18 protein-coding genes are annotated in these 18266 nt (G+C 68.3%); 9 read left to right on the top strand and 9 right to left on the bottom strand.

What is annotated here, in order from left to right; all coding sequences use genetic code 11:
- Window positions 1-3: 3 nt before the first annotated feature.
- Window positions 4-1716: a tetratricopeptide repeat protein gene (locus tag QP512_RS03690; RefSeq protein WP_286071038.1), complete on the top strand. Its 1713-nt coding sequence runs from the start codon at window positions 4-6 to the stop codon at window positions 1714-1716.
- Window positions 1717-1891: 175 nt separating this feature from the next.
- Complete coding sequence (gene ppk2, locus QP512_RS03685; RefSeq protein ID WP_286071037.1) at window positions 1892-2674, top strand: polyphosphate kinase 2; 783 nt, start codon at window positions 1892-1894, stop codon at window positions 2672-2674.
- Window positions 2675-3204: 530 nt separating this feature from the next.
- Here ppk2 and QP512_RS03680 read toward each other — a convergent pair.
- On the bottom strand, window positions 3205-3777 hold the full coding sequence (locus QP512_RS03680) for a TlpA disulfide reductase family protein (protein ID WP_286071036.1): 573 nt from the start codon (window positions 3775-3777) through the stop codon (window positions 3205-3207).
- On the bottom strand, window positions 3774-5048 hold the full coding sequence (locus QP512_RS03675; protein ID WP_286071035.1) for a YihY family inner membrane protein: 1275 nt from the start codon (window positions 5046-5048) through the stop codon (window positions 3774-3776). The genes QP512_RS03680 and QP512_RS03675 overlap by 4 nt, the downstream gene beginning before the upstream one ends.
- A 77-nt stretch (window positions 5049-5125) precedes the next feature.
- On the opposite strand from QP512_RS03675, the gene wrbA reads away from it, so the two are divergent.
- The 3 genes from wrbA to QP512_RS03660 all read left to right on the top strand — a co-directional run bounded on the left by wrbA (window position 5126) and on the right by QP512_RS03660 (window position 6616).
- Complete coding sequence (wrbA, locus tag QP512_RS03670) at window positions 5126-5719, top strand: NAD(P)H:quinone oxidoreductase (protein ID WP_012510135.1); 594 nt, start codon at window positions 5126-5128, stop codon at window positions 5717-5719.
- Window positions 5716-6051 carry a DUF2069 domain-containing protein gene (locus QP512_RS03665; protein ID WP_049435186.1) on the top strand — a complete coding sequence of 112 codons (336 nt, stop codon included), beginning with the start codon at window positions 5716-5718 and terminating at the stop codon, window positions 6049-6051. Before wrbA ends, QP512_RS03665 begins: the two co-directional genes overlap by 4 nt.
- A gap of 79 nt (window positions 6052-6130) precedes the next feature.
- Complete coding sequence (locus QP512_RS03660) at window positions 6131-6616, top strand: asparaginase domain-containing protein (protein ID WP_010481766.1); 486 nt, start codon at window positions 6131-6133, stop codon at window positions 6614-6616.
- A gap of 120 nt (window positions 6617-6736) precedes the next feature.
- Here QP512_RS03660 and QP512_RS03655 read toward each other — a convergent pair whose 3' ends face one another.
- The 3 genes from QP512_RS03655 to sufT form a co-directional block, all read right to left on the bottom strand.
- Window positions 6737-8476: a S8 family peptidase gene (locus QP512_RS03655; RefSeq protein WP_286071034.1), complete on the bottom strand. Its 1740-nt coding sequence runs from the start codon at window positions 8474-8476 to the stop codon at window positions 6737-6739.
- 452 nt (window positions 8477-8928) lie between these two features.
- Entirely contained in the window at window positions 8929-10023 is a 1095-nt protein-coding gene (locus tag QP512_RS03650; RefSeq protein ID WP_286071033.1) for a branched-chain amino acid aminotransferase, read from the bottom strand.
- Window positions 10024-10082: 59 nt separating this feature from the next.
- Entirely contained in the window at window positions 10083-10634 is a 552-nt protein-coding gene (sufT, locus tag QP512_RS03645) for a putative Fe-S cluster assembly protein SufT (protein ID WP_012479222.1), read from the bottom strand.
- A 121-nt stretch (window positions 10635-10755) separates the two neighbouring features.
- Here sufT and QP512_RS03640 point away from each other — a divergent pair, with 121 nt between their 5' ends.
- A complete protein-coding gene (locus QP512_RS03640; protein WP_286071032.1) occupies window positions 10756-11175 on the top strand; it encodes a hypothetical protein in 420 nt (139 codons plus the stop codon).
- A gap of 115 nt (window positions 11176-11290) precedes the next feature.
- Here the strand turns inward: QP512_RS03640 and QP512_RS03635 are convergent, their stop codons facing one another.
- Both QP512_RS03635 and QP512_RS03630 read right to left on the bottom strand, forming a co-directional pair.
- Complete coding sequence (locus QP512_RS03635) at window positions 11291-12751, bottom strand: NAD(P)(+) transhydrogenase (Re/Si-specific) subunit beta (protein WP_286071031.1); 1461 nt, start codon at window positions 12749-12751, stop codon at window positions 11291-11293.
- Window positions 12748-13068 carry an NAD(P) transhydrogenase subunit alpha gene (locus tag QP512_RS03630; RefSeq protein ID WP_286071030.1) on the bottom strand — a complete coding sequence of 107 codons (321 nt, stop codon included), beginning with the start codon at window positions 13066-13068 and terminating at the stop codon, window positions 12748-12750. The genes QP512_RS03635 and QP512_RS03630 overlap by 4 nt, the downstream gene beginning before the upstream one ends.
- A gap of 98 nt (window positions 13069-13166) precedes the next feature.
- On the opposite strand from QP512_RS03630, the gene QP512_RS03625 reads away from it, so the two are divergent.
- The 3 genes from QP512_RS03625 to QP512_RS03615 are packed head-to-tail and all read left to right on the top strand — an operon-like array spanning window position 13167 to window position 14539.
- Entirely contained in the window at window positions 13167-13751 is a 585-nt protein-coding gene (locus QP512_RS03625) for an RNA polymerase sigma factor (RefSeq protein WP_286071987.1), read from the top strand.
- Window positions 13748-14074: a hypothetical protein gene (locus tag QP512_RS03620; protein WP_286071029.1), complete on the top strand. Its 327-nt coding sequence runs from the start codon at window positions 13748-13750 to the stop codon at window positions 14072-14074. The genes QP512_RS03625 and QP512_RS03620 overlap by 4 nt, the downstream gene beginning before the upstream one ends.
- A gap of 3 nt (window positions 14075-14077) precedes the next feature.
- Complete coding sequence (locus tag QP512_RS03615) at window positions 14078-14539, top strand: DUF3106 domain-containing protein (protein ID WP_286071028.1); 462 nt, start codon at window positions 14078-14080, stop codon at window positions 14537-14539.
- 102 nt (window positions 14540-14641) lie between these two features.
- On the opposite strand, the gene QP512_RS03610 is transcribed toward QP512_RS03615, so the two are convergent.
- Window positions 14642-15721 carry an NAD(P) transhydrogenase subunit alpha gene (locus QP512_RS03610; RefSeq protein WP_286071027.1) on the bottom strand — a complete coding sequence of 360 codons (1080 nt, stop codon included), beginning with the start codon at window positions 15719-15721 and terminating at the stop codon, window positions 14642-14644.
- Window positions 15722-15772: 51 nt separating this feature from the next.
- On the bottom strand, window positions 15773-18097 hold the full coding sequence (locus QP512_RS03605) for a DUF1631 domain-containing protein (protein WP_286071026.1): 2325 nt from the start codon (window positions 18095-18097) through the stop codon (window positions 15773-15775).
- Window positions 18098-18266 lie beyond the last annotated feature (169 nt).

Below are 18266 nucleotides of genomic sequence, written 5' to 3'. Positions count from 1 at the left end.
ACGATGTCGGCCTGGCAGCAGCGACAGCACCTGCAGCAGGCGATTGCCCGCCAGCCGGACGACTTCGTCGCCTGGGTGATGCTGGCCGACGTGGAACTGGAAGCCGGCGACATCGCCGCCGGCGAACAGGCCGCGCGGCGCGCGCTGCAGCTGCGCCCGAACCACCCCGAAGCACTGGCGCGGCTGGGCCGCGTGGCGTGGATGGCCGGGGCGCATGGCGATGCGGCCAAGCTGCTCGGCCAGGCCTCGGCGCTGGCACCGCAGCATCCCGGCATCGCGCTGTGGCTGGGCCACGCACTGGAAGATGCCGATGATGCCGAAGGTGCGTCGGCGGCGTATCGACGCGCCCATGCGCTGATGCCGAGCGAACCCTACATCGCCGCCCAGCGCCTGGCCTGGCAGCGCCGCGTGTGTGACTGGCAGGACCTGGACGAACTGGCCGCACAGGTGCGCGGCGCACTCGCCTCGGGACAGGGCGTGGTCGAACCGTTCGCCTTCCTCAGCGAGGATGCCAGCGCCGCCGAACAGCTGGCGTGCGCACGCGCACGCGCCGCCGCGGTCGCCGCATCGGTACGCCCGTTGCCGCCGGTATCGGTGCGTGCGCGTGGCCCGCTGCGCGTCGGCTTCCTGTCCAATGGATTCGGCGCGCATCCGACCGGGCTGCTGACCGTGGCCCTGTTCGAGCAGCTGCGCCACGATCCGGCGCTGCAACTGCATCTGTTCGCACTGAACCGCGCTGACGGCAGCCGCATCCGCCAGCGCCTGCAGGCAGCGACGCAGCTGCATGATGTGGCCGGCCTGCGCCACGCCGACACCGCCGCACGCATCCGCGCACAGGGCATCGATCTGTTGTTCGACCTGCGTGGCTGGGGCGGTGGCGGCACGCCGGAAGTGCTGGCGATGCGCCCGGCCCCGCTGCAGTTGAACTGGCTGGCCTACCCGGGCACGTCGGGCGCGCCGTGGATGGATGCGGTGGTGGGCGATGCGTTTGCGCTGCCACCGACCCTGGAACCGCACTACAGCGAACGCGTGCTGCGACTGCCGCGCGCCTTCCAGCCATCGGACAACACGCGCGTACTGGAGCCGGCGCCGACCCGCGCCGACTGCGGCCTGCCCGCGCAGGGCGTGGTGTTCTGCTGTTTCAACAACAGCTACAAGCTCAATCCGCGCAGCATGGGCCGCGCCTTCGCGATCCTGCAGGCGGTACCCGACAGCGTGCTGTGGCTGCTGTCCGGGCCCGGACAGGCCGATGCGCGCCTGCGTGCGGCCGCGCAGGCCGCAGGCCTGGATCCAACGCGGCTGGTGTTCATGGCCAAGCTGCCGCATCCGCAGTACCTGGCCCGTTATCGGCTGGCCGACCTGTTCCTGGACACGCATCCGTACAACGCCCACACCACCGCCTCCGATGCGCTGTGGGCCGGCTGCCCGGTACTGACCTGCCCCGGCGACACCTTCGCCGCGCGCGTGGCCGGCAGCCTCAACCATCATCTGGGCCTGGCGCGGATGAACGTCGCCGACGATGCCGCGTTCATCGCCACTGCCCGTGCACTGGGCAACGACCCGGCAGCGCTGGCCGCGCTGCGTGCTGAACTGGCGCAGGCACGCGAGGGCAGCGGACTGTTCGACATGGGCGGGTTTGCCGGTGATCTGTCGGCGTTGGTGCAGGAGCTGGCGCGCGAGCACGGATGGCGCGGAACAACCGAACCGGCTGGGTAATGTCGGCTGGGTGATGTCGACTGGGTAGAGTCGACTGTCAGTCGACTGCTGTTGGCAAGAAGCAGAAACCCCGCGCTGCGCGCGATCGTCGACCAGCAGTCGACCCTACCCGGCGTCGACATCGCCTGAGCGATCCCTGCGCTAGGCTTGGGCTTCCTTCCCGCGTGGTGTGACGATGGCCAAGCTCAAGCGCAAGGCGTACGACGAACTGCTGCTGCCACTGCAGCTGGAACTGACCGCGATGGCGCGCTGGGTGCAGCATAGCGGGCAACGCCTGCTGGTGCTGTTCGAAGGACGTGACACGGCGGGCAAGGGCGGCGCGATCCAGGCCATCAGCCAGCACCTCAACCCTCGCCAGTGCCGGGTCGTGGCCTTGCCCAAGCCGACCGACCGCGAAGCCACGCAGTGGTACTTCCAGCGGTACGCCTCGCATCTTCCCGCCGCCGGCGAGATCGTGCTGATGGACCGCAGCTGGTACAACCGCGCCGGCGTTGAGCGGGTGATGGGCTACTGCAGCGAAACCGAGTACCAGCAGTTCCTGCGCCAGGCACCGGTGTTCGAACAACTGCTGGTGGACGACGGCATCCTGCTGTTCAAGTACTGGCTGTGCGTGGACCAGGAGCAGCAGGAGAAGCGTTTCTGCGAACGCCATGTCGATCCACTGAAAGGCTGGAAGCTGTCGCCGGTGGACCTGAAGTCGCGCAGCAAGTACAGCGCCTACACCGAGGCCCGCGAGGCGATGCTGCGCGCCACCCATCGTGAGGCGGCGCCGTGGACGCTGGTGGATTTCAACGACCAGCGGCTGGGCCGGCTGACCCTGGTGCGCAACCTGCTGGACCGGTTGCCGGACACGCGCGTGGATGCACCGTTGCCGGAACTGCCGAAGCTGAAGGGCAAGCTGCATCGCGAGCACTACGATGTGCTGAAGCCGATCGAAGACTTCCCGGTCGAGGAATAGGTTGGTCGGCAGGGCCTGCGGCCCTGCACCTGCAGAAGCCTTCAAGCAACGGCAACAGCAACAGCCAGAGCGGGATTTCCGTGGGATGGCGGGGCGGTGTCGGAGTGCGGGGACGCCGCAAGTACGTCCGTGTAGGCTTGGCAGCCGCATCCATGCGGCTGACACCCCGCACTCCGACACCGCCCCACCTCTGACAGATTCCGACGATCTGATGGATCCACGCCATGCGTGGATGAGTCCCAATCGAAATCGAAAATCTCGATATCTGTGAGATCTGAGCCGAGCATGGCTCGGCTCTACAGAAGAGCGGGCAGATCGCGGAGATCTTTCGAAGGCGGGGTGGGTCCGGTGGCGGGAGTGTCCGCGGCATGGATGCCGCGGCCAAGCCCCCAGGGACGGGTTTACGGCGTCTCCCGCAAACGGCCCCACCCCGCCATCTCTCAGGAAACCCGCCGTTGCTTCGGCTGTTGCTTCAGCTGTTGCCTTGGCTCGTAGCGGGTGCAGGGCCGCAGGCCCTGCCGACCAACCCACTACTTGGCAGCAGCGATCTGCTTTTCGATGTCGGCGGCAGTCACCGGGCCAAGGAAGCTGTGCGCCAGCTTGCCCTGCGGGTCCAGCAGGTGCGTCAGCGGCAGACCGCGCGGCGTGGCGAAATCAGCCGGCGGGTCGAACGGGTCGACGATCACGATCGGATAGGTCACCGGATGCTTGGTCAGGAATGCCTGCATCTCCGGCGCTTCGATGTCCTCATACGCCAGGCCGACCACTTCGATGTTGCTGCGCATCGCATGCAGCGCCGACAACTCCGGCATCTCCTTGCGGCACGGCGCGCACCAGGTCGCCCAGAAGTTCACCACCACCCACTTGCCGCGGTGCGCGGCCAGGTCGTAGTCGCTGCCATCCACCGCCTTCATCTTCAGTGTCGGGAACTCGGCCGTGGTGCGCTCTGCCGGGGTTTCCTCGACCGGGGCCGGTGCGGCCGGCGTCGGTGCCTGTGCCGGCGGCTGGCTGCTGGACGGGGTCGGTTCCTGCGCCGGCTTGCAGGCGGCAAGGGCCAGCGTCAGGGCCAGCGGGAGCAGCAGCAACGGGGTCTTGCGGGTCATGGCGTGTCTCCGGAATCGGTATAGATATCGCTGACCTTGCGCTTGAGGCGTTCGCGCAGGGGCAGTCGCAGGTCGTCCAGTGCCGCCAGGGCGGCCCGGCCCAGGCTGTCGTCGCGGTACGGCAGGTGCTGCTCGGCAACCGGGATGCGCAGCTGGGTGCATTCGTACAGGTCAGCCAGGCTCACCTGGTCCAGGTCGCGGGACAGCAGCCACTCGCCGCGCTCGTCGCGGCGCAGCAGGCCGATCTCCTGCAGGTTGCAGGCCAGGTCATGCAGCAGGGAGTCGGTCAGCATCGGCTCCAGCCGCAGGATTTCATCATCGGCAAGGCCCCTGCCCTTCAAGCGTGCATGGTGGAAGCGGCCTAGCAGGCGCAGCAGGCCGTAGAACTCGTAGCCCTGCGGCAGCCGCAGCTCCACCGGCTGGTAGCGGAAGGCCGCCATCGACGATGACAGCGACGCGCCCAGCAGCACCGCCACCCAGCACAGGTAGATCCACAGCAACAGGATCGGCACGAACGCCACCGTGCCGTACAGCTTCTGGTAGGACTGGAAGCTGCCGAGGTAGGCGCCGATGCCCCACTTCACCAGTTCCAGGATCACCGCCGCCAGGATGGCGCCGGGGACCGCGTGCCGCCACTTCACCGTGTGGTGCGGCACCACCCGGAACATCAGGGTGATGCAGACGAACTCGATCAGGATCGGCGCCAGCCGCAGCGCCAGCTCGGCCAGCCAGCGGCCCTCCTGGGTGCCGAACAGGGGCATCGCGAACACCCGCGCCGATACCGCCAGCGACGCGGCGGCGAGCATCGCGCCCAGCGTCAGGACGGTCCAGTAGACGAGGAAGCGGGTCAGCTTGGGCCGGGTCGAACCGACCCGCCAGATCTGGTTGAAGGTCTCTTCAACACTGTTGAGGGTGATCAGCAGCGAGACCACCAGCGCGATGAAGCCGGCAGCGGTGAGCTGGCCGGCACTGGCCGAGAACTGCCGCAGGTAGCCCTCGGCCGCGCGCGCGGCGTTGGGCACGAAGTTGGAGAAGACGTAATCGCTGAGCTGGTCGCTCCAGCGGTCGAAGACGGGAAAGGCCGAGAGCACGCCGAACACCACGATTGCCAGCGGCACCAGCGCGAACACCGTGGTGTAGGCCAGTGCCGCCGCTGCCTGGAACAGGCGGTCGTCGAGGAAGCGATGCCACAGGAAGCGGCCGAAACTGATGGCCCGTGCGCGATCCCGCGCGCGCTCCATCCACAGGTTGAGCGTATCCAAAGGTTCCATCGGTGGAAGGGTACCCGATGCGGAATGCTGGCAGGATAGCCATACTGATGGCTACACGACGAGGAGAAGCGGGCACGATGGGCGAGATTCTGGTGCTGTACTACAGCCGGGGCGGTTCGGTGGCACGGCTGGCGCGCCAGATCGCGCGGGGCATCGGCGAAGTGCCGGGCATGACCGCGCGGCTGCGCACGGTGCCGCCGGTGGCCGCGGTGACCCAGACCGCACAGCCGCCTGTGCCCGACGATGGGGCTCCCTACGTGAGCGTGCAGGACCTGGTCGAGTGCCAGGGCCTGCTGCTCGGCAGCCCCACCCGCTTCGGCAATATGGCCGCACCGGTGAAGCACTTCCTGGATGGGCTGGGCGCTGAATGGGTCAATGGCACCCTGTCCGGCAAACCGGCCGGCGTGTTCACCTCCACCGCCTCGATGCACGGCGGGCAGGAATCGACCCTGCTGTCGATGCAGGTGCCGCTGCTGCATCACGGCTGCGTGATCGTCGGCATCCCGTTCACCGAGCCGGCGCTGAGCCACACCACCAGCGGCGGCACGCCCTATGGCGCCAGCCACGTGGCCGGCGCCGCCGACGACCCGCAGCCGACCGACGACGAGGCGGTGCTGGCACGCGCGCTGGGCCGCCGGGTGGCCGACATCGCGCAGCGGTTGGCCCGATGAACCGCGCGCCGCGCACGGTCCTGCTGCTGGCCCTGATGGGGCTGGCCGCGCTGTTCGCCGGTTGGTTCATCAATGACAAGCACTGGCTGGCGACCCAGCTGGTGTTCACCGCGCCGCCGCTGGCGCTGGCCTGTGCGCTGCGCCTGGGCTGGCGCAAGGCCGGCTTCTGGGCCTCGGTGCTGGCGCTGGGCTGGTTCAGCCATGGCGTGATGAGCGCCTGGAGCCATCCGGAAACGCGCTGGCTGGCATTGATCGAGATCGCGCTGGCGCTGCTGGTGATCTTCAGCGCCAGCCTGCCCGGGCTGCGCGCCCGCTTCGGCAAGCGACGCTGACGCTGCGCCCGCCGGGCCGTATCATCTGTGTTCCTGGCCCCGCGCCGCTGCACCTGTCCTGGTTTCACGCATGCACATGATGGAAGAGCTCCTGGTCGTCACCACCGGTGGCACGATCGACAAGATCTACTTCGACGACAAGTCGGACTACCAGATCGGCGACCCCCAGATCGGCATGATCCTGCGCGAGCTGGGCGTCACGTTCCGCTTCAACGTGATTCCGATCCTGCGCAAGGATTCGCTGCACATCAACGATGAAGACCGCGAGCTGATCCGCGCCACCATCGCCGCGCAGCCGACCCGGCATGTACTGGTCACCCACGGCACCGATTCGATGGTGCAGACCGGCAAGGTGCTGGCGACGATTCCGGACAAGACCATCGTGATGACCGGCGCGCTGAGCCCGGCACGCTTCCGGGGTTCGGATGCCGAGTTCAACATCGGCTGCGCGATCGGTGCGGTGCAGTCGCTGCCGAGCGGCGTGTACATCGCCATGAACGGCCGCATTTTCGACCCGCAGCACGTGCGCAAGAACGTGGCCGCGAACCGCTTCGAATCGGTCTGAGCAACAGCGTGCCGACCAGGGTCGGCACCCCACCATGGCGCGGCCGCACGTACCACTGCCGGCCCCATGAGAAAACGCCCCGGCCTGAGCCGGGGCGTGCCCATGGAGAGGGACTTGGGCTCAGTACTGGGCGCTGAGGGTCAGGCCCGAGAAGGTGCTGTACGCCTTCACCCGCACATACCAGGTGCCTGCGGCCGGGCTGTTGATGGTGCAGGTCTCGCTGTTGCCGCTCAGGTACGGACGGCAGGTGTAGGTGGTATCGGTCGGGGCACTGCCTTGGCGCACGTACAGGTCGGCATCACCGCTGCCGCCACTGATCGCCACGCGCAGCTGGGTGCTGCCGGCCGGAACCGCAACGGTGTAGTTCAACTCGGCACCGGTGGCGGCGCCCAGGCCGGTCACCGGCACGTTGTTCTGCAGCACGTTGCCGCCCGGGTTGGTGCCACCGCCGTTGATCGCGGCAGCCACCGCGGCATTGGCGTCGATGATACCGGCACCGCAGCCGCCCGAGCAGGCGCCCGGCAGCGGACGTGCCGTGCTCTTGATGATGCTCTCGACCTGCGCCGGGCTCAGCGGGCTCGGGGCGACCGACTGCATCAGCGCGACCACGCCGGCCACGTGCGGCGCCGCCATCGAGGTGCCGTTGTACGACGCGTAGGTCGCGCTGCCCGGCGTGGTGGTGCCGGTGTTGAGGGTGGACAGGATGCTCTGGCCCGGCGCCGAGATGTCGATGCCGGTGCCGTAGTTGGAGAAGCTGGCACGTGCACCGGCCGAGGTGGTCGCGGCCACCGCGATCACGTTCGGGCAGTTGGCCGGCACCGAGCTGGACACGTTGGTGTTGCTGTTGCCGGCAGCGACCACCACGGTGGTGCCACGGCCGACCGCCCCGTTGATCGCATTCTGGTAGGTGGTCGAGCAGCTGCCGCCACCACCCAGCGAGAGGTTGATGACCTCGGCCGGATTGGCATTGGCCGGCACGCCACTGACGGTGCCACCGGACGCCCACACGATCGCATCAGCGATGTCGGAGGTGTAACCGCCGCACTTGCCGAGCACGCGCACCGGCACGACCTTGGCGTTGAACGCGGTGCCGGCGACGCCGCTGGCGTTGTTGGTCACCGCCGCCACGGTGCCGGCAACGTGGGTGCCGTGCCAGCTGGAGTTGGAGGCCGGGATGCCCGAGCCACACTCATTGGCGCCGTACCAGTCGCCTTCATCGTTCGGATTGTTGTCGCGGCCGCCACCATCGCGCGCCATCGCGGCGTCGCTGATGAAGTCGTAGCCGGGCAGGATGTTGGCGTTGAGGTCGGGATGGTTGGTGATGCCGGTGTCGATCACCGCCACCACCACGCCGGTGCCGGTGGACTTGTCCCAGGCCTGCTGGATGTTGATGCCTGCGTTGGACGTACCGAAGCCCCACTGCTCGCTGAAGCGGGTGTCGTTCGGGGTCAGCGTCGCGCGCATGATCTGGTCGACTTCGACGTATTCCACGTTCGGGTCGGCCGCCAGCTTGCGCATCAGCAGTTCGGATTCGGCCTGGTCGAGCGGACGGTCGGTCCTGACCAGGGTCGGGCCGACGGCCAGCTTGCGGACCTCCTGCAGGCCCAGCGCGCGGCCCTGGCTGCTGGCCAGGCCAGCGGCGGCCGTCTTCAGCGACGAAGCCAACGCGGTGGTGTTGGCCACGGCGGCGCTGCCGTCGCGGTACTTCACGATGAAACGCTGGTGCGTCGGCGCGGACTGCAGGCCGGTGAGCTGGACTTCACCGGCCAGCGCAGGCGTGGCCAGCAGCAGCGATGACAGAACGGACGCACCAAGGACCACCCACACTCGACGCACACGCGGTTGCGTTACCTGGGACATCGTATTTCCCTTTCTTGTGGTGTGAATGCCGGAATCGGCAGAAGCACCGGCCCGAACCCTGGGCTGGCTTGCATTGGCGAGGTTCGAAGTCCGGTGAGTCAGCGGATCCCCCTAACGATCCGCCGTGCAGATGACGCTAATGGCCGAAACCGGACACCACAAGATTTTCAGCGTCTTTTCAGCAAGATGAAATGTTCGTTCTGAGACTTTTCGGGTCAATGGTTTGTGAAGGTGAAGGAACTTTCTCGTGTCCTGCACAGACCTGACTGGGTCTTCACGTGTCCCGGAATGACTTTGCCGACATCGGCGTCCGCTGTTTCGGGGCCAGATCCTTTTCCCATGGAAAAGGGATCTGACCCCCAGGCCCATAACGCAGAAAGCCCGTCACGGGGGACGGGCTTTCCGGACAATCAGCCGAGCGCGGGCGCGGCTCTAAAGTTGACCGCAGGCGATCAGCCCAGCTTGACCAGCCAGTTATGGCGGTCCGGCAGGCGGCCGTACTGGATGTCGGTCAGCTCTTTGCGCAGCGACATGGTCACTTCGCCGGCCGGGGCGTTGATGTCGCCGACCGAGAAGCCCTCGCCCTTCAGCTGGCCGATCGGGGTGACCACCGCGGCGGTACCGCAGGCGAACACTTCGGCGATATCGCCCGAGGCCACGCCCTGCTTCCACTCATCGATGGTGACCTTGCGCTCTTCGACCTTCATGCCGCGGTCGCGGGCCAGCTGCAGGATGCTCTCGCGGGTGATGCCTTCCAGGATGCTGCCCGACAGTTCCGGCGTAACCAGCGTGCCGTCCTTGTAGACCAGGAACACGTTCATGCCGCCCAGTTCTTCCAGGTACTTGCCTTCGACCGGGTCGAGGAACAGCACCTGCGAGCAGCCCTGCGCCTGCGCCTTCTGCTGCGGCAGCAGCGATGCGGCGTAGTTGCCACCGCACTTGGCCGCGCCGGTGCCGCCCTTGGCCGCACGCGCATATTCGGTAGACAGCCAGATCGACACCGGGGCAACGCCCTTGGCGAAGTACGGGCCGGCCGGGCTGGCGATGACGTAGTAGCCAGCCTTGTGTGCGCCGCGCACGCCGAGGAAGGCTTCGTCGCCGATCATGAACGGACGGAAGTACAGGCTCGACTCATCGGCCGACGGCACCCAGGCGCTGTCCACGGCGATCAGCTGCTTCAGCGATTCGACGAAGATCTCCACCGGCAGTTCCGGCAGCGCCAGGCGCTGTGCCGAACGCTGCAGGCGACGGCCGTTGGCATCCGGGCGGAAGGTCCAGATCGAGCCATCGGCATGGCGGTAGGCCTTGATGCCTTCGAAGATTTCCTGGCCGTAGTGCAGCACGGCCGCGGCCGGGTCCAGCTGCAGCGGGCCGTAGGCACGCACGTTGGCGTTGTGCCAGCCGGCGTCCTTGTCCCAGCGTACCTCCACCATGTGATCGGTGAAATGCAGGCCGAAGCCCGGCTTTTCCAGGATCTGGGCGCGCTCTTCAGCGCTGCGCGGGTGGTCCGAACGGGTGACGGCGAAGCTGGGAATGGACTGGGACACCGGAGGATTCCTGTTCTGGTTGCGGGTAGTGCCGGGCCCGCGTCACTGCGGGCCCTGGGTCAAAGCATGCCGGTCTCGAGCCGGGCCGCCTCGGACATCATGTGCTGGTTCCACGGCGGGTCGAACACCAGGTCGACGTCGGCCTCGGCCACCGTCGGGATCATTTCAAGCTTGCTGCGCACGTCGTCGACCAGGATGTCACCCATGCCGCAGCCCGGTGCGGTCAGGGTCATCTTCACGTCGATCTCGCGCTGGCCTTCGTCCAGGTGCTTGATCTCGACCTCGTAGACCAGGCCCAGTTCGACGATGTTCACCGGAATTTCCGGGTCGAAGCAGGTGCGCAGCTGCTGCCACACCAGCTGTTCCACCTGTTCGTCGGTGGCATCGGCCGGCAGCTCCAGCGGTGCCGGTGCCTCCTTGCCGATGGCGTCGCCGTCCTTGCCGGCGATGCGGAACAGGTTGCCCTCGACGAACACCGAATAGCTGCCGCCCAGCGCCTGGGTGATGTACCCATAGCTGCCGGCGGGCAGGGTCACGGTATCGCCCTGCGGGACCATCACGGCCTCGCAATCGCGTTCGAAGTGGACAGGTTCGCTGCTACGGGAATACATGGGGACCGATATGGGGCCGTGGCCGGGCCACGCAAGACGGCATTCTAGCCCAGCCGCCCCGGCACCGCCGGTGCACCGCGGCAAACCACAGTATCCTGTGGGTGATCTTCAGGGAGCTTCGATGTCCTCCAATGCCGCGCGTGCCAGGACCGTCACCTGGCTCTGGCCCCTCATGTTGTTGCTGGGCCTGCTTGTTGCTCCCCTTGCCTGGATGGTGCTGGCGCTGATGACCGGCCGGCAGGTTGGCTGGATGGCGGTTCTGACCGCCCTGGAACTGGTGTTCATGCTGCGCATGGGTACGCTGGGCCCGGGCCGGCTGCGCATTGCGCTGGTCGTGGTCGGCACCCTGCTGGTGGCCGCCGTGGCCAACTGGACCATCGCCAGCGCCTGGATGGGCGGCTCGATCGGGCTGGACCTGTGGGACGCCACCACGCGGATGGGCCCGCACCTGGCCTGGACCCTGATCAGCCTGGCCAACGGCGCGATGGAATGGATCTGGCTGGCCGTGGGTGTTGCCGTGGGCGCCTGGCTGGCGCGCTGAGCGCGATGCCCCCCGTGCGCGTTGTGCCTTCCGGGTAGATCCACGCCACGCGTGGATGAGGCTGCGCATATGGGGTCAGAGCCCTTTCCTGTGGAAAGGGATCCGACCCCGGATCTCAGTGCCCGCCGTCGAGCGCCTTCAACTCGCTCACCAGCGAGGCCGCCGCTTCGGCACCGTCGCCATACAGCATGCGGGTGTTGTCGGCGTAGAACAGCGCATTCTCGATGCCGGCAAAGCCGGTGCCCTTGCCGCGCTTGATCACCACCACGTTGCGGGCGTTCACCACGTCCAGCACCGGCATGCCATAGATCGGGCTGGCCGGATCGGTGCGTGCCACCGGATTGACCACGTCGTTGGCACCGATCACCAGCACCACGTCGGTGTTGGCGAACTCCGGGTTGATGTCGTCCATGTCGGCGATCAGGTCGTAGGGCACGCCGGCTTCGGCCAGCAACACGTTCATGTGCCCGGGCATGCGCCCCGCCACCGGATGGATCGCGAACTTCACCTTCACCCCGCGCTGGCCCAGCCGCTGCGCCAGTTCCCAGATCTTGTGCTGGGCCTGGGCCACGGCCATGCCGTAGCCGGGCACGATCACCACACGCTCGGCGAAGGCCATCATGGCAGCGACGTCGGCCGCGTCGATCGGCTTCTGCGAGCCGGTGATCGCCTGCGCTTCGCCACCGGCGCCAGCGCCGAAGTTGGAGAACAGCACGTTGCGGATCGGCCGGTTCATCGCCTTGGCCATCAAGCGGGTCAGCAGGATGCCGGCCGCGCCGACCATCATGCCGGCGATGATCAGCGCCTCGTTGCCCAGCACGTAGCCTTCGAAGGACACCGCCAGGCCGGTGAACGCGTTGTACAGCGAGATCACCACCGGCATGTCCGCACCGCCGATGGGCAGCGTCATCAGCACGCCCAGGGCCAGCGCCAGCACGAAGAAGGCCACGATCGCCCAGGTGCTGAGCGTGCTGGCCGCGATGATCGCCAGCACCACCACCGCCAGCGCCACCAGCAGGTTCATCACCTGCTGGCCGGGCCAGGTCACGCGCTTGTCCAGACGCCCGTCCAGCTTGGCCCAGGCAATCACCGAGCCGGACAGCGACACCGCGCCGATGGCCGCGCCGACCACCGCCAGCAGCAGCACCGTGCCCGACGGCTGGCGCGCGGCCAGGTCGGCCAGTGCCTGTTCGCTCCAGTGCGTGGTGTCGCGGTGGGCCAGGAAGGCATAGCGCAGCAGTTCCACCGCACCGATCGCCGCCGCCGAGCCGCCGCCCATGCCGTTGTACAGCGCCACCATCTGCGGCATGTCGGTGATGGCGACCTTGCCGGCCGACCACCAGGCCAGGCCAGCGCCGAGCAGCAGTGCCACCAGGATCAGGGGCACGTTGTGCAGTTCGGGCAGGAAGAAGGTGGCCACCGTGGCCAGCAGCATGCCCAGCCCGGCCCAGCGGATGCCGCTACGCGCGGTGAGCGGCGAGGCCATGCGCTGCAGGCCGAGCAGGAACAGGGTGGCGGCCACCAGGTAGCTGGCCTTGACCAGCCAATCGAGCAGTTCGACGGTGCTGATGTTCAAGCCTGCGGCTCCTTCGTTTCGTCCTTGCCACCCTTGGGCGCGCTCGGCTTGAACATTTCCAGCATGCGCGCGGTGACCACGTAGCCACCGGCGGCGTTGCCGGCGCCCAGCACCACGGCGAGGAAGCCCAGGGCCTTCTCCAGCGGCGTCTGCGCGTGCCCCAGCACCACCATCGCGCCGATCAGCACGATGCCGTGGATGAAGTTGGAACCCGACATCAGCGGGGTATGCAGGATCACCGGCACCCGCGAAATGATCACGTGGCCGGCGATGGCGGCCAGCATGAAGATGTACAGCGCTACGAACCCGTCACTCACTGGCAACGCTCCCGCTCTGTCTTCGTCGGCCCATCATAACCACGGGCTGAACCCGGCGCGCGCCCACGGTCAACCGGAGGCGCGCTCACGCGTTGTCGATGGTGACCCCGAGCGAGGAACCGTACCCTGTGCTGGTGAGCAGCCCCGTCCCCTCGAGCGCCGAGACCGATGCCCTGCCGGCGTCGCTGGAGGCGTTCCTGGCCAGCGTCGGCCCGCGCGCATTCCGCTTCGCCGAGGCCGGCCTGCGCCAGCGCGACGACGCCCTGGATGCGGTGCAGGATGCGTTGATGCGCATGCTGGACTATGCCGACAAGCCGGCCGCCGAATGGGCGCCGCTGTTCTGGAGCATCCTGCGCCGGCGGGTGATCGACCTGCAGCGCCGGCGCCGCTTCCGCCTGCCGTTCTGGCGCGACAACCAGGACGCCGACGGGGGCGAGATCGACTGGGCCGATCCCGGCCCGGACCCGGCGCAGGCGCACGAACAGCGCCAGCAGTACCAGCAGCTGGTGCAGGCACTGCGTACCCTGCCCGCCCGCCAGCGCGAAGCCTTCACCCTGCGCGTGCTGCAGGACCTGGACGGGGCCACCACCGCCCGCGCCATGGGCTGCAGCGAAGGCGCGGTAAAAACCCATCTGGCACGCGCCCGGCAGGCGCTGCAGGACTACCTGGAGACTCACCTGTGAACCGCTCCCTGCCCTCCGATGACATCCTGCGCAGCCTGCACGCGCGGTCGCTGCAGGCCGTGTCGCCGGCCACGCTGGCACGGCTGCGCCAGGCCCGGCACGGCGCCGGCGCAGCCCATCGCGGGCGCCTGCGGTGGTGGCTGGCCAGCGCCTGCTCGCTGGTGGTGGCACTGGGTGTCGGCCTGCAGTTCAGCGGCCATGGCAATCTGGCGGGGCCCTCGCCGGCGCCGGTGCTGGCATCGGTGGAAGACAACAGCGCGCTCTACGACGAAAATCCCGATCTGTACCTGTGGCTGGGCGATACCGACCTGGCGATGGAGTGAACCATGCCCCGATCCAATCTCCTGCCGCTGCTGTTGACCCTGTCGCTGCTGCCGGCCGTTCCGGCGCTGGCGCAGAGCGCGGCCCCTGCGCCGGCCGCACGCCCTGCACCGGCTGCGCCGCTGCCGGCGTGGGAACAACTGAGCGAAGCCCAGCGTGAATCGCTGCTGGCGCCACTGCGCGACCGCTGGAACAGTGCCGATGCCGGCCAGCGCCAGCGCATGCTCTCGCATGGCCAGCGCTGGCAGTCGATGAGCCCGGAGGAACGCGACAAGGCCCGCCGTGGCCTGCGCCGCTTCGAGCACATGAGCCCGGAGCAGCGCGAGCAGGCACGTGCCCTGTTCGGGCAGATGCGCAACATGCCGCCAGCGCAGCGCGAAGCCCTGCGCGAACGCTGGTCGCAGATGACACCGGAACAGCGCAAGGACTGGGTGCGCGACAACCCGCCGCCGGCGAAGCCGAGGTAAAGGCAGCGTTCAACCCTTTGTAGAGCCGAGCCCAAGCTCGGCTGCTTTATCGCGCCTGCGCAAGCCGAGCATGGGATCGGCTCTACAGGAGGCATATCAGGTTCACGCCTGCCAGCGCGTCTTCGCCAGCAGCTCGTCGTCCCAGTCGAACGCCAGCTGCCCCTCGCGCACGAACAGCGCGACGAAGTTCAGCAGGTTGCGCGCATACATCTCGCTGGCCTGGGTCGCGCCGCGACTGGCCAGGCCCAGCGGGCCGTCAATGGTCACGCCCTGGTGTTCGATGCATTGCCCCGGCTGGGTCAGCGCGCAATTGCCGCCGCTCTCGGCGGCCAGATCCACGATCACGCTGCCGGTGGCCATGCCTTCCACCATCGCCGCAGTGACGATGGTCGGGGCCGGGCGACCCGGTACCGCAGCGGTGCAGATCACCACATCCACGCCGCGCAGGTGGTCGGCCAGCCGCCGCTGCTGCTCGGCGCGTTCCTCGTCGGTCAGCGCACGCGCATAGCCACCCTCGCCCGCCGCACTGACGCCCAGGTCGAGGAAGCGCGCGCCCAGTGACTGGATCTGCTCACGGGTTTCCGGACGCACGTCGAAGCCTTCCACCTGTGCGCCAAGACGTCGGGCGGTGGCAATGGCCTGCAGGCCCGCCACGCCCGCACCGATCACCAGCACCTTGGCCGGTCGCACGGTGCCAGCCGCAGTGGTCAGCATCGGGAAGAAACGGGGTGCGCGTTCGGCAGCGATCAGCGCCGCCTTGTAGCCGGCCATGCCGGCCTGCGAACTGAGCACGTCCATCGCCTGCGCACGGGTGGTGCGCGGCAGCTGCTGCAGCGGGAACAGGTGCAGGCGATCATCGGCAGCCAGTGCCGCCAGGGCAACATCACTGGCAGGGGTCAACAGGCCAACCACGGTGGCCCCCGGCTTGAGCTGCTGCAGCACCGTCGCCGGGGGCGCCTGCACGCACAGCAGGATGTCGATCTCGGCCCAGCGGGCGGCATCAAAGGCGCGGGCACCGGCATCGTCATAGGCGGCATCGGTGAAACCCGCGGCCAGTCCGGCGCCGGGCTCGTACCACACAGTGATGCCCAGGGCACCGAGCTTGTGCGCGGTTTCCGGCGTCAGTGCCACGCGCCGTTCGCCCGGCGCGGTCTCCTTGATCCCCAGCAACGCCACGGCCATGCAGGTCCCCGCTGATCGGTGAGTTTTCCCGATCCTAGCAGGCGGCTCCGCTCAGTGCAGGGTGGCGCTGCCCGGGTCCAGCCGATCGATCACGCCCTGCATGGCGCTGTCGAAGGCGCCGTCATCCACATGGGCGCGCAGCCGGCCCAGCCGCACCATCACCGCCAGCTCTTCCGGCGAGGCCACGCAGAAGCGCACGCCACGACGATTGACGAACAGCAGGCGCGAGGAGATCGGGCTGACCCAGGACAACTTGCCGGCCTGCACCTTGCCGTCCTTGTCGACGAAGTCCAGCCAGTTGCCGATCTCCATGCGGCGGAAGCGATCCGCATCGGCGTTGTCGAAATCATCGGCGTCGATCTGCCCACTCAGTTCCACCGCCGGCGATTCGGCCACCGGCGGCGCCGGCAGTGCGACCTGCGGCAGCTCCGGCAGCGCACGCTGCAGTTCCGGACGCGACTCGGCGATGCCCTGCAGGGTGTCGTGCAAGGCATCGATGGCGCCGGAGGCGGCGTCGCCATGCACGCCCACGCTGGCGAACACCTTGGCCAGCACCGGCTGCCAGGCCTGCAGCCACGGCTTGCCGACGATCTGGCGGCGGGCCTCGGCCACTTCCTCCAGCAGACCGTCGCCCAGGCTCAGGGCCTCGGCCACCGACGCGCCCTCCTCGCCCTCGCGCAGCAGCGCCAGGGTCAGGTGGTGCTGCCACGGCTGGCGCAGGAATTCGGCGATGGCCGGCGGCAGGCTGGCATCACCAATGCGGCGGTCCAGTTCGGCGCCGGCGCGGGTGCGGGCCATTTCCAGTTTCTCCTGGCCACGCTGCGTTTCGGCGGCGCGACGCTCGGCGATTTCCACGCGGCGGCGATGCTGCACCAGGAACTCGCGGAATTCTTCTTCCAGCGTCAGGAAGATCGCCAGGTTCTCGTTGAACTCGGCCACCAGGCGCTCGATGATCTCCTCGACCTTGGCCATCAGCATGCGCTCGGCCTGGCTTTCGCCGGTGTTGCCTTCGCAGGCCTCGGCCAGCGAGTTGAGCAGCTTGCGCGCCGGATGGGTCTTCTGCACGAACATGCGGCGGTCGAGCATCGCCACCTTGACGAACGGCACCACCAGGCGGCCGATCAGCTCCCTCGAGCGGCCTTCCAGTTCACGCTCGTCCAGCATCACGTCGAACAGCATGCCGACCAGATCGATCGCGTCCTCGTCCTGCGGGTCCAGCCGGGTCTGGCCCGGGTCGACACCGAGGCGGGTGGCGCTGGACAGCACCTCACTCTTCAGCCGTTGGGCCAGCGATTCGCCGTCCTCGCCGATCGCCGCACGCAGGGTCGCACTGGGCGTGGCCTGCAGCAGCGACAGCACCGACATCATCTCGCGCTGGCTGAGCGGACGCTGCTGGCCGATCGCCACCTGCGCGGCCGAGGTCGCGTCCTCGCGCACATGCCGGGTCTGCTGCAGCAGTTCGTGCAGCGCCTCCAGCAGCATGCCCTGCTGCTGGCCCGCGTAGGCCTCGCCACCACCACCGTCGTCTCCGGGCAGATGCTGCTGCATGTGGCCACGGCGTTCGGACCAGCGCGCGGCGAAACGCTGCGCCCAGGCCGGCGCGGCCTGTTCGTCATCACCGAAGTCGCCGTCGAAGCCCGCGCCGGGGCGCTGCTCCACCAGATCGTCCAGGACCGACGCCATGCGCGGGTCGGGCGCGGCCGACAGCGGACGCCGCGGCGCTCCCGTCTGCGACATGACACCGGCCGCGGCCAGTTGCTCGTCCAGCTTCTCGTAGATGCGGCCGACCGGCGCGCGCAGGTCGCGTTCGCACAGCTTGATCAGCACCAGGTGCACTTCCGGGGCCAGTTCACAACCAGCGAAGGCTTCGTGGATGGCCACGCCCAGATGCTCGGGGCTGATCGGGTTGTGGTCGGCATCCAGTTCGGCGCCGCCGATCAAGCGGCCCAGGCGACGATCCAGCCGCGCCAGTACCGGCTTGAAGTCGCGCAACAGCACGGTGGCGAAATTGCGCACCGCCAGCCGCGATTCCAGTACGTGTTCGGCCAGCAGGCTGAGGCCATCCTCGGCCGGGCCGGACAGCGTGGTTTCCGCGGACAGCGGCTCACCACTGGCCAAGGCTTCCCAGGCGCGCTGCAGGTGGCCGGCAAAGGCGGCGGCGATCTCCTCGCGGCGGCGGCGCAGTTCACGCATCGCGTCCAGGAACAGCAGCTGCGACGAACCGGCATTGCCGGCCCGGTCGAACAGGGCATCGTCGAAGCGCGCCAGTGCCGCCCCGAAGGCCTGGCACAGCGCGGGCAGGACCATGTCCCGGGCAAGCTGGAGCTGGGCCGGGTCACGGCCCGGCGATCCCAACGGTGTGGGCGCGCTCATCATTCGGGAAGGCTCCCCACCTTCTCTGGTACGGCAGGCATCATGGACATCGCGACGGCCGGTACACCCCATGTACCGGTACGTCGATGGTAGGCCGGCCAGCCCGTCACGGACAGTGAAACAGTCCTCACTTCAAACCTCATGACCGGCGGCCCGGCAAGGTAGATATCGT

Origin of the sequence: Stenotrophomonas sp. 57 (genome assembly GCF_030291075.1) — a bacterium.
Lineage (GTDB): Bacteria > Pseudomonadota > Gammaproteobacteria > Xanthomonadales > Xanthomonadaceae > Stenotrophomonas.
The sequence above is the reverse complement of the archived record's forward strand: the minus strand, read 5'-3'. Positions and strand labels throughout refer to the sequence as shown.

What these genes read in the sequence shown, in the direction of transcription:
- QP512_RS03660 (WP_010481766.1), top strand. Translation starts at nt 6,131, where the DNA reads ATGGAAGAGCTCCTGGTCGTCACCACCGGTGGCACGATCGACAAGATC.
- QP512_RS03605 (WP_286071026.1), bottom strand. Translation starts at nt 18,097, where the DNA reads ATGATGAGCGCGCCCACACCGTTGGGATCGCCGGGCCGTGACCCGGCC.
- QP512_RS03675 (WP_286071035.1), bottom strand. Translation starts at nt 5,048, where the DNA reads ATGGAACCTTTGGATACGCTCAACCTGTGGATGGAGCGCGCGCGGGAT.
- QP512_RS03690 (WP_286071038.1), top strand. Translation starts at nt 4, where the DNA reads ATGTCGGCCTGGCAGCAGCGACAGCACCTGCAGCAGGCGATTGCCCGC.
- QP512_RS03665 (WP_049435186.1), top strand. Translation starts at nt 5,716, where the DNA reads ATGAACCGCGCGCCGCGCACGGTCCTGCTGCTGGCCCTGATGGGGCTG.
- QP512_RS03615 (WP_286071028.1), top strand. Translation starts at nt 14,078, where the DNA reads ATGCCCCGATCCAATCTCCTGCCGCTGCTGTTGACCCTGTCGCTGCTG.
- wrbA (WP_012510135.1), top strand. Translation starts at nt 5,126, where the DNA reads ATGGGCGAGATTCTGGTGCTGTACTACAGCCGGGGCGGTTCGGTGGCA.
- QP512_RS03680 (WP_286071036.1), bottom strand. Translation starts at nt 3,777, where the DNA reads ATGACCCGCAAGACCCCGTTGCTGCTGCTCCCGCTGGCCCTGACGCTG.
- QP512_RS03655 (WP_286071034.1), bottom strand. Translation starts at nt 8,476, where the DNA reads ATGTCCCAGGTAACGCAACCGCGTGTGCGTCGAGTGTGGGTGGTCCTT.
- QP512_RS03625 (WP_286071987.1), top strand. Translation starts at nt 13,167, where the DNA reads ATGGTGACCCCGAGCGAGGAACCGTACCCTGTGCTGGTGAGCAGCCCC.
- QP512_RS03610 (WP_286071027.1), bottom strand. Translation starts at nt 15,721, where the DNA reads ATGGCCGTGGCGTTGCTGGGGATCAAGGAGACCGCGCCGGGCGAACGG.
- QP512_RS03640 (WP_286071032.1), top strand. Translation starts at nt 10,756, where the DNA reads ATGTCCTCCAATGCCGCGCGTGCCAGGACCGTCACCTGGCTCTGGCCC.
- ppk2 (WP_286071037.1), top strand. Translation starts at nt 1,892, where the DNA reads ATGGCCAAGCTCAAGCGCAAGGCGTACGACGAACTGCTGCTGCCACTG.
- sufT (WP_012479222.1), bottom strand. Translation starts at nt 10,634, where the DNA reads ATGTATTCCCGTAGCAGCGAACCTGTCCACTTCGAACGCGATTGCGAG.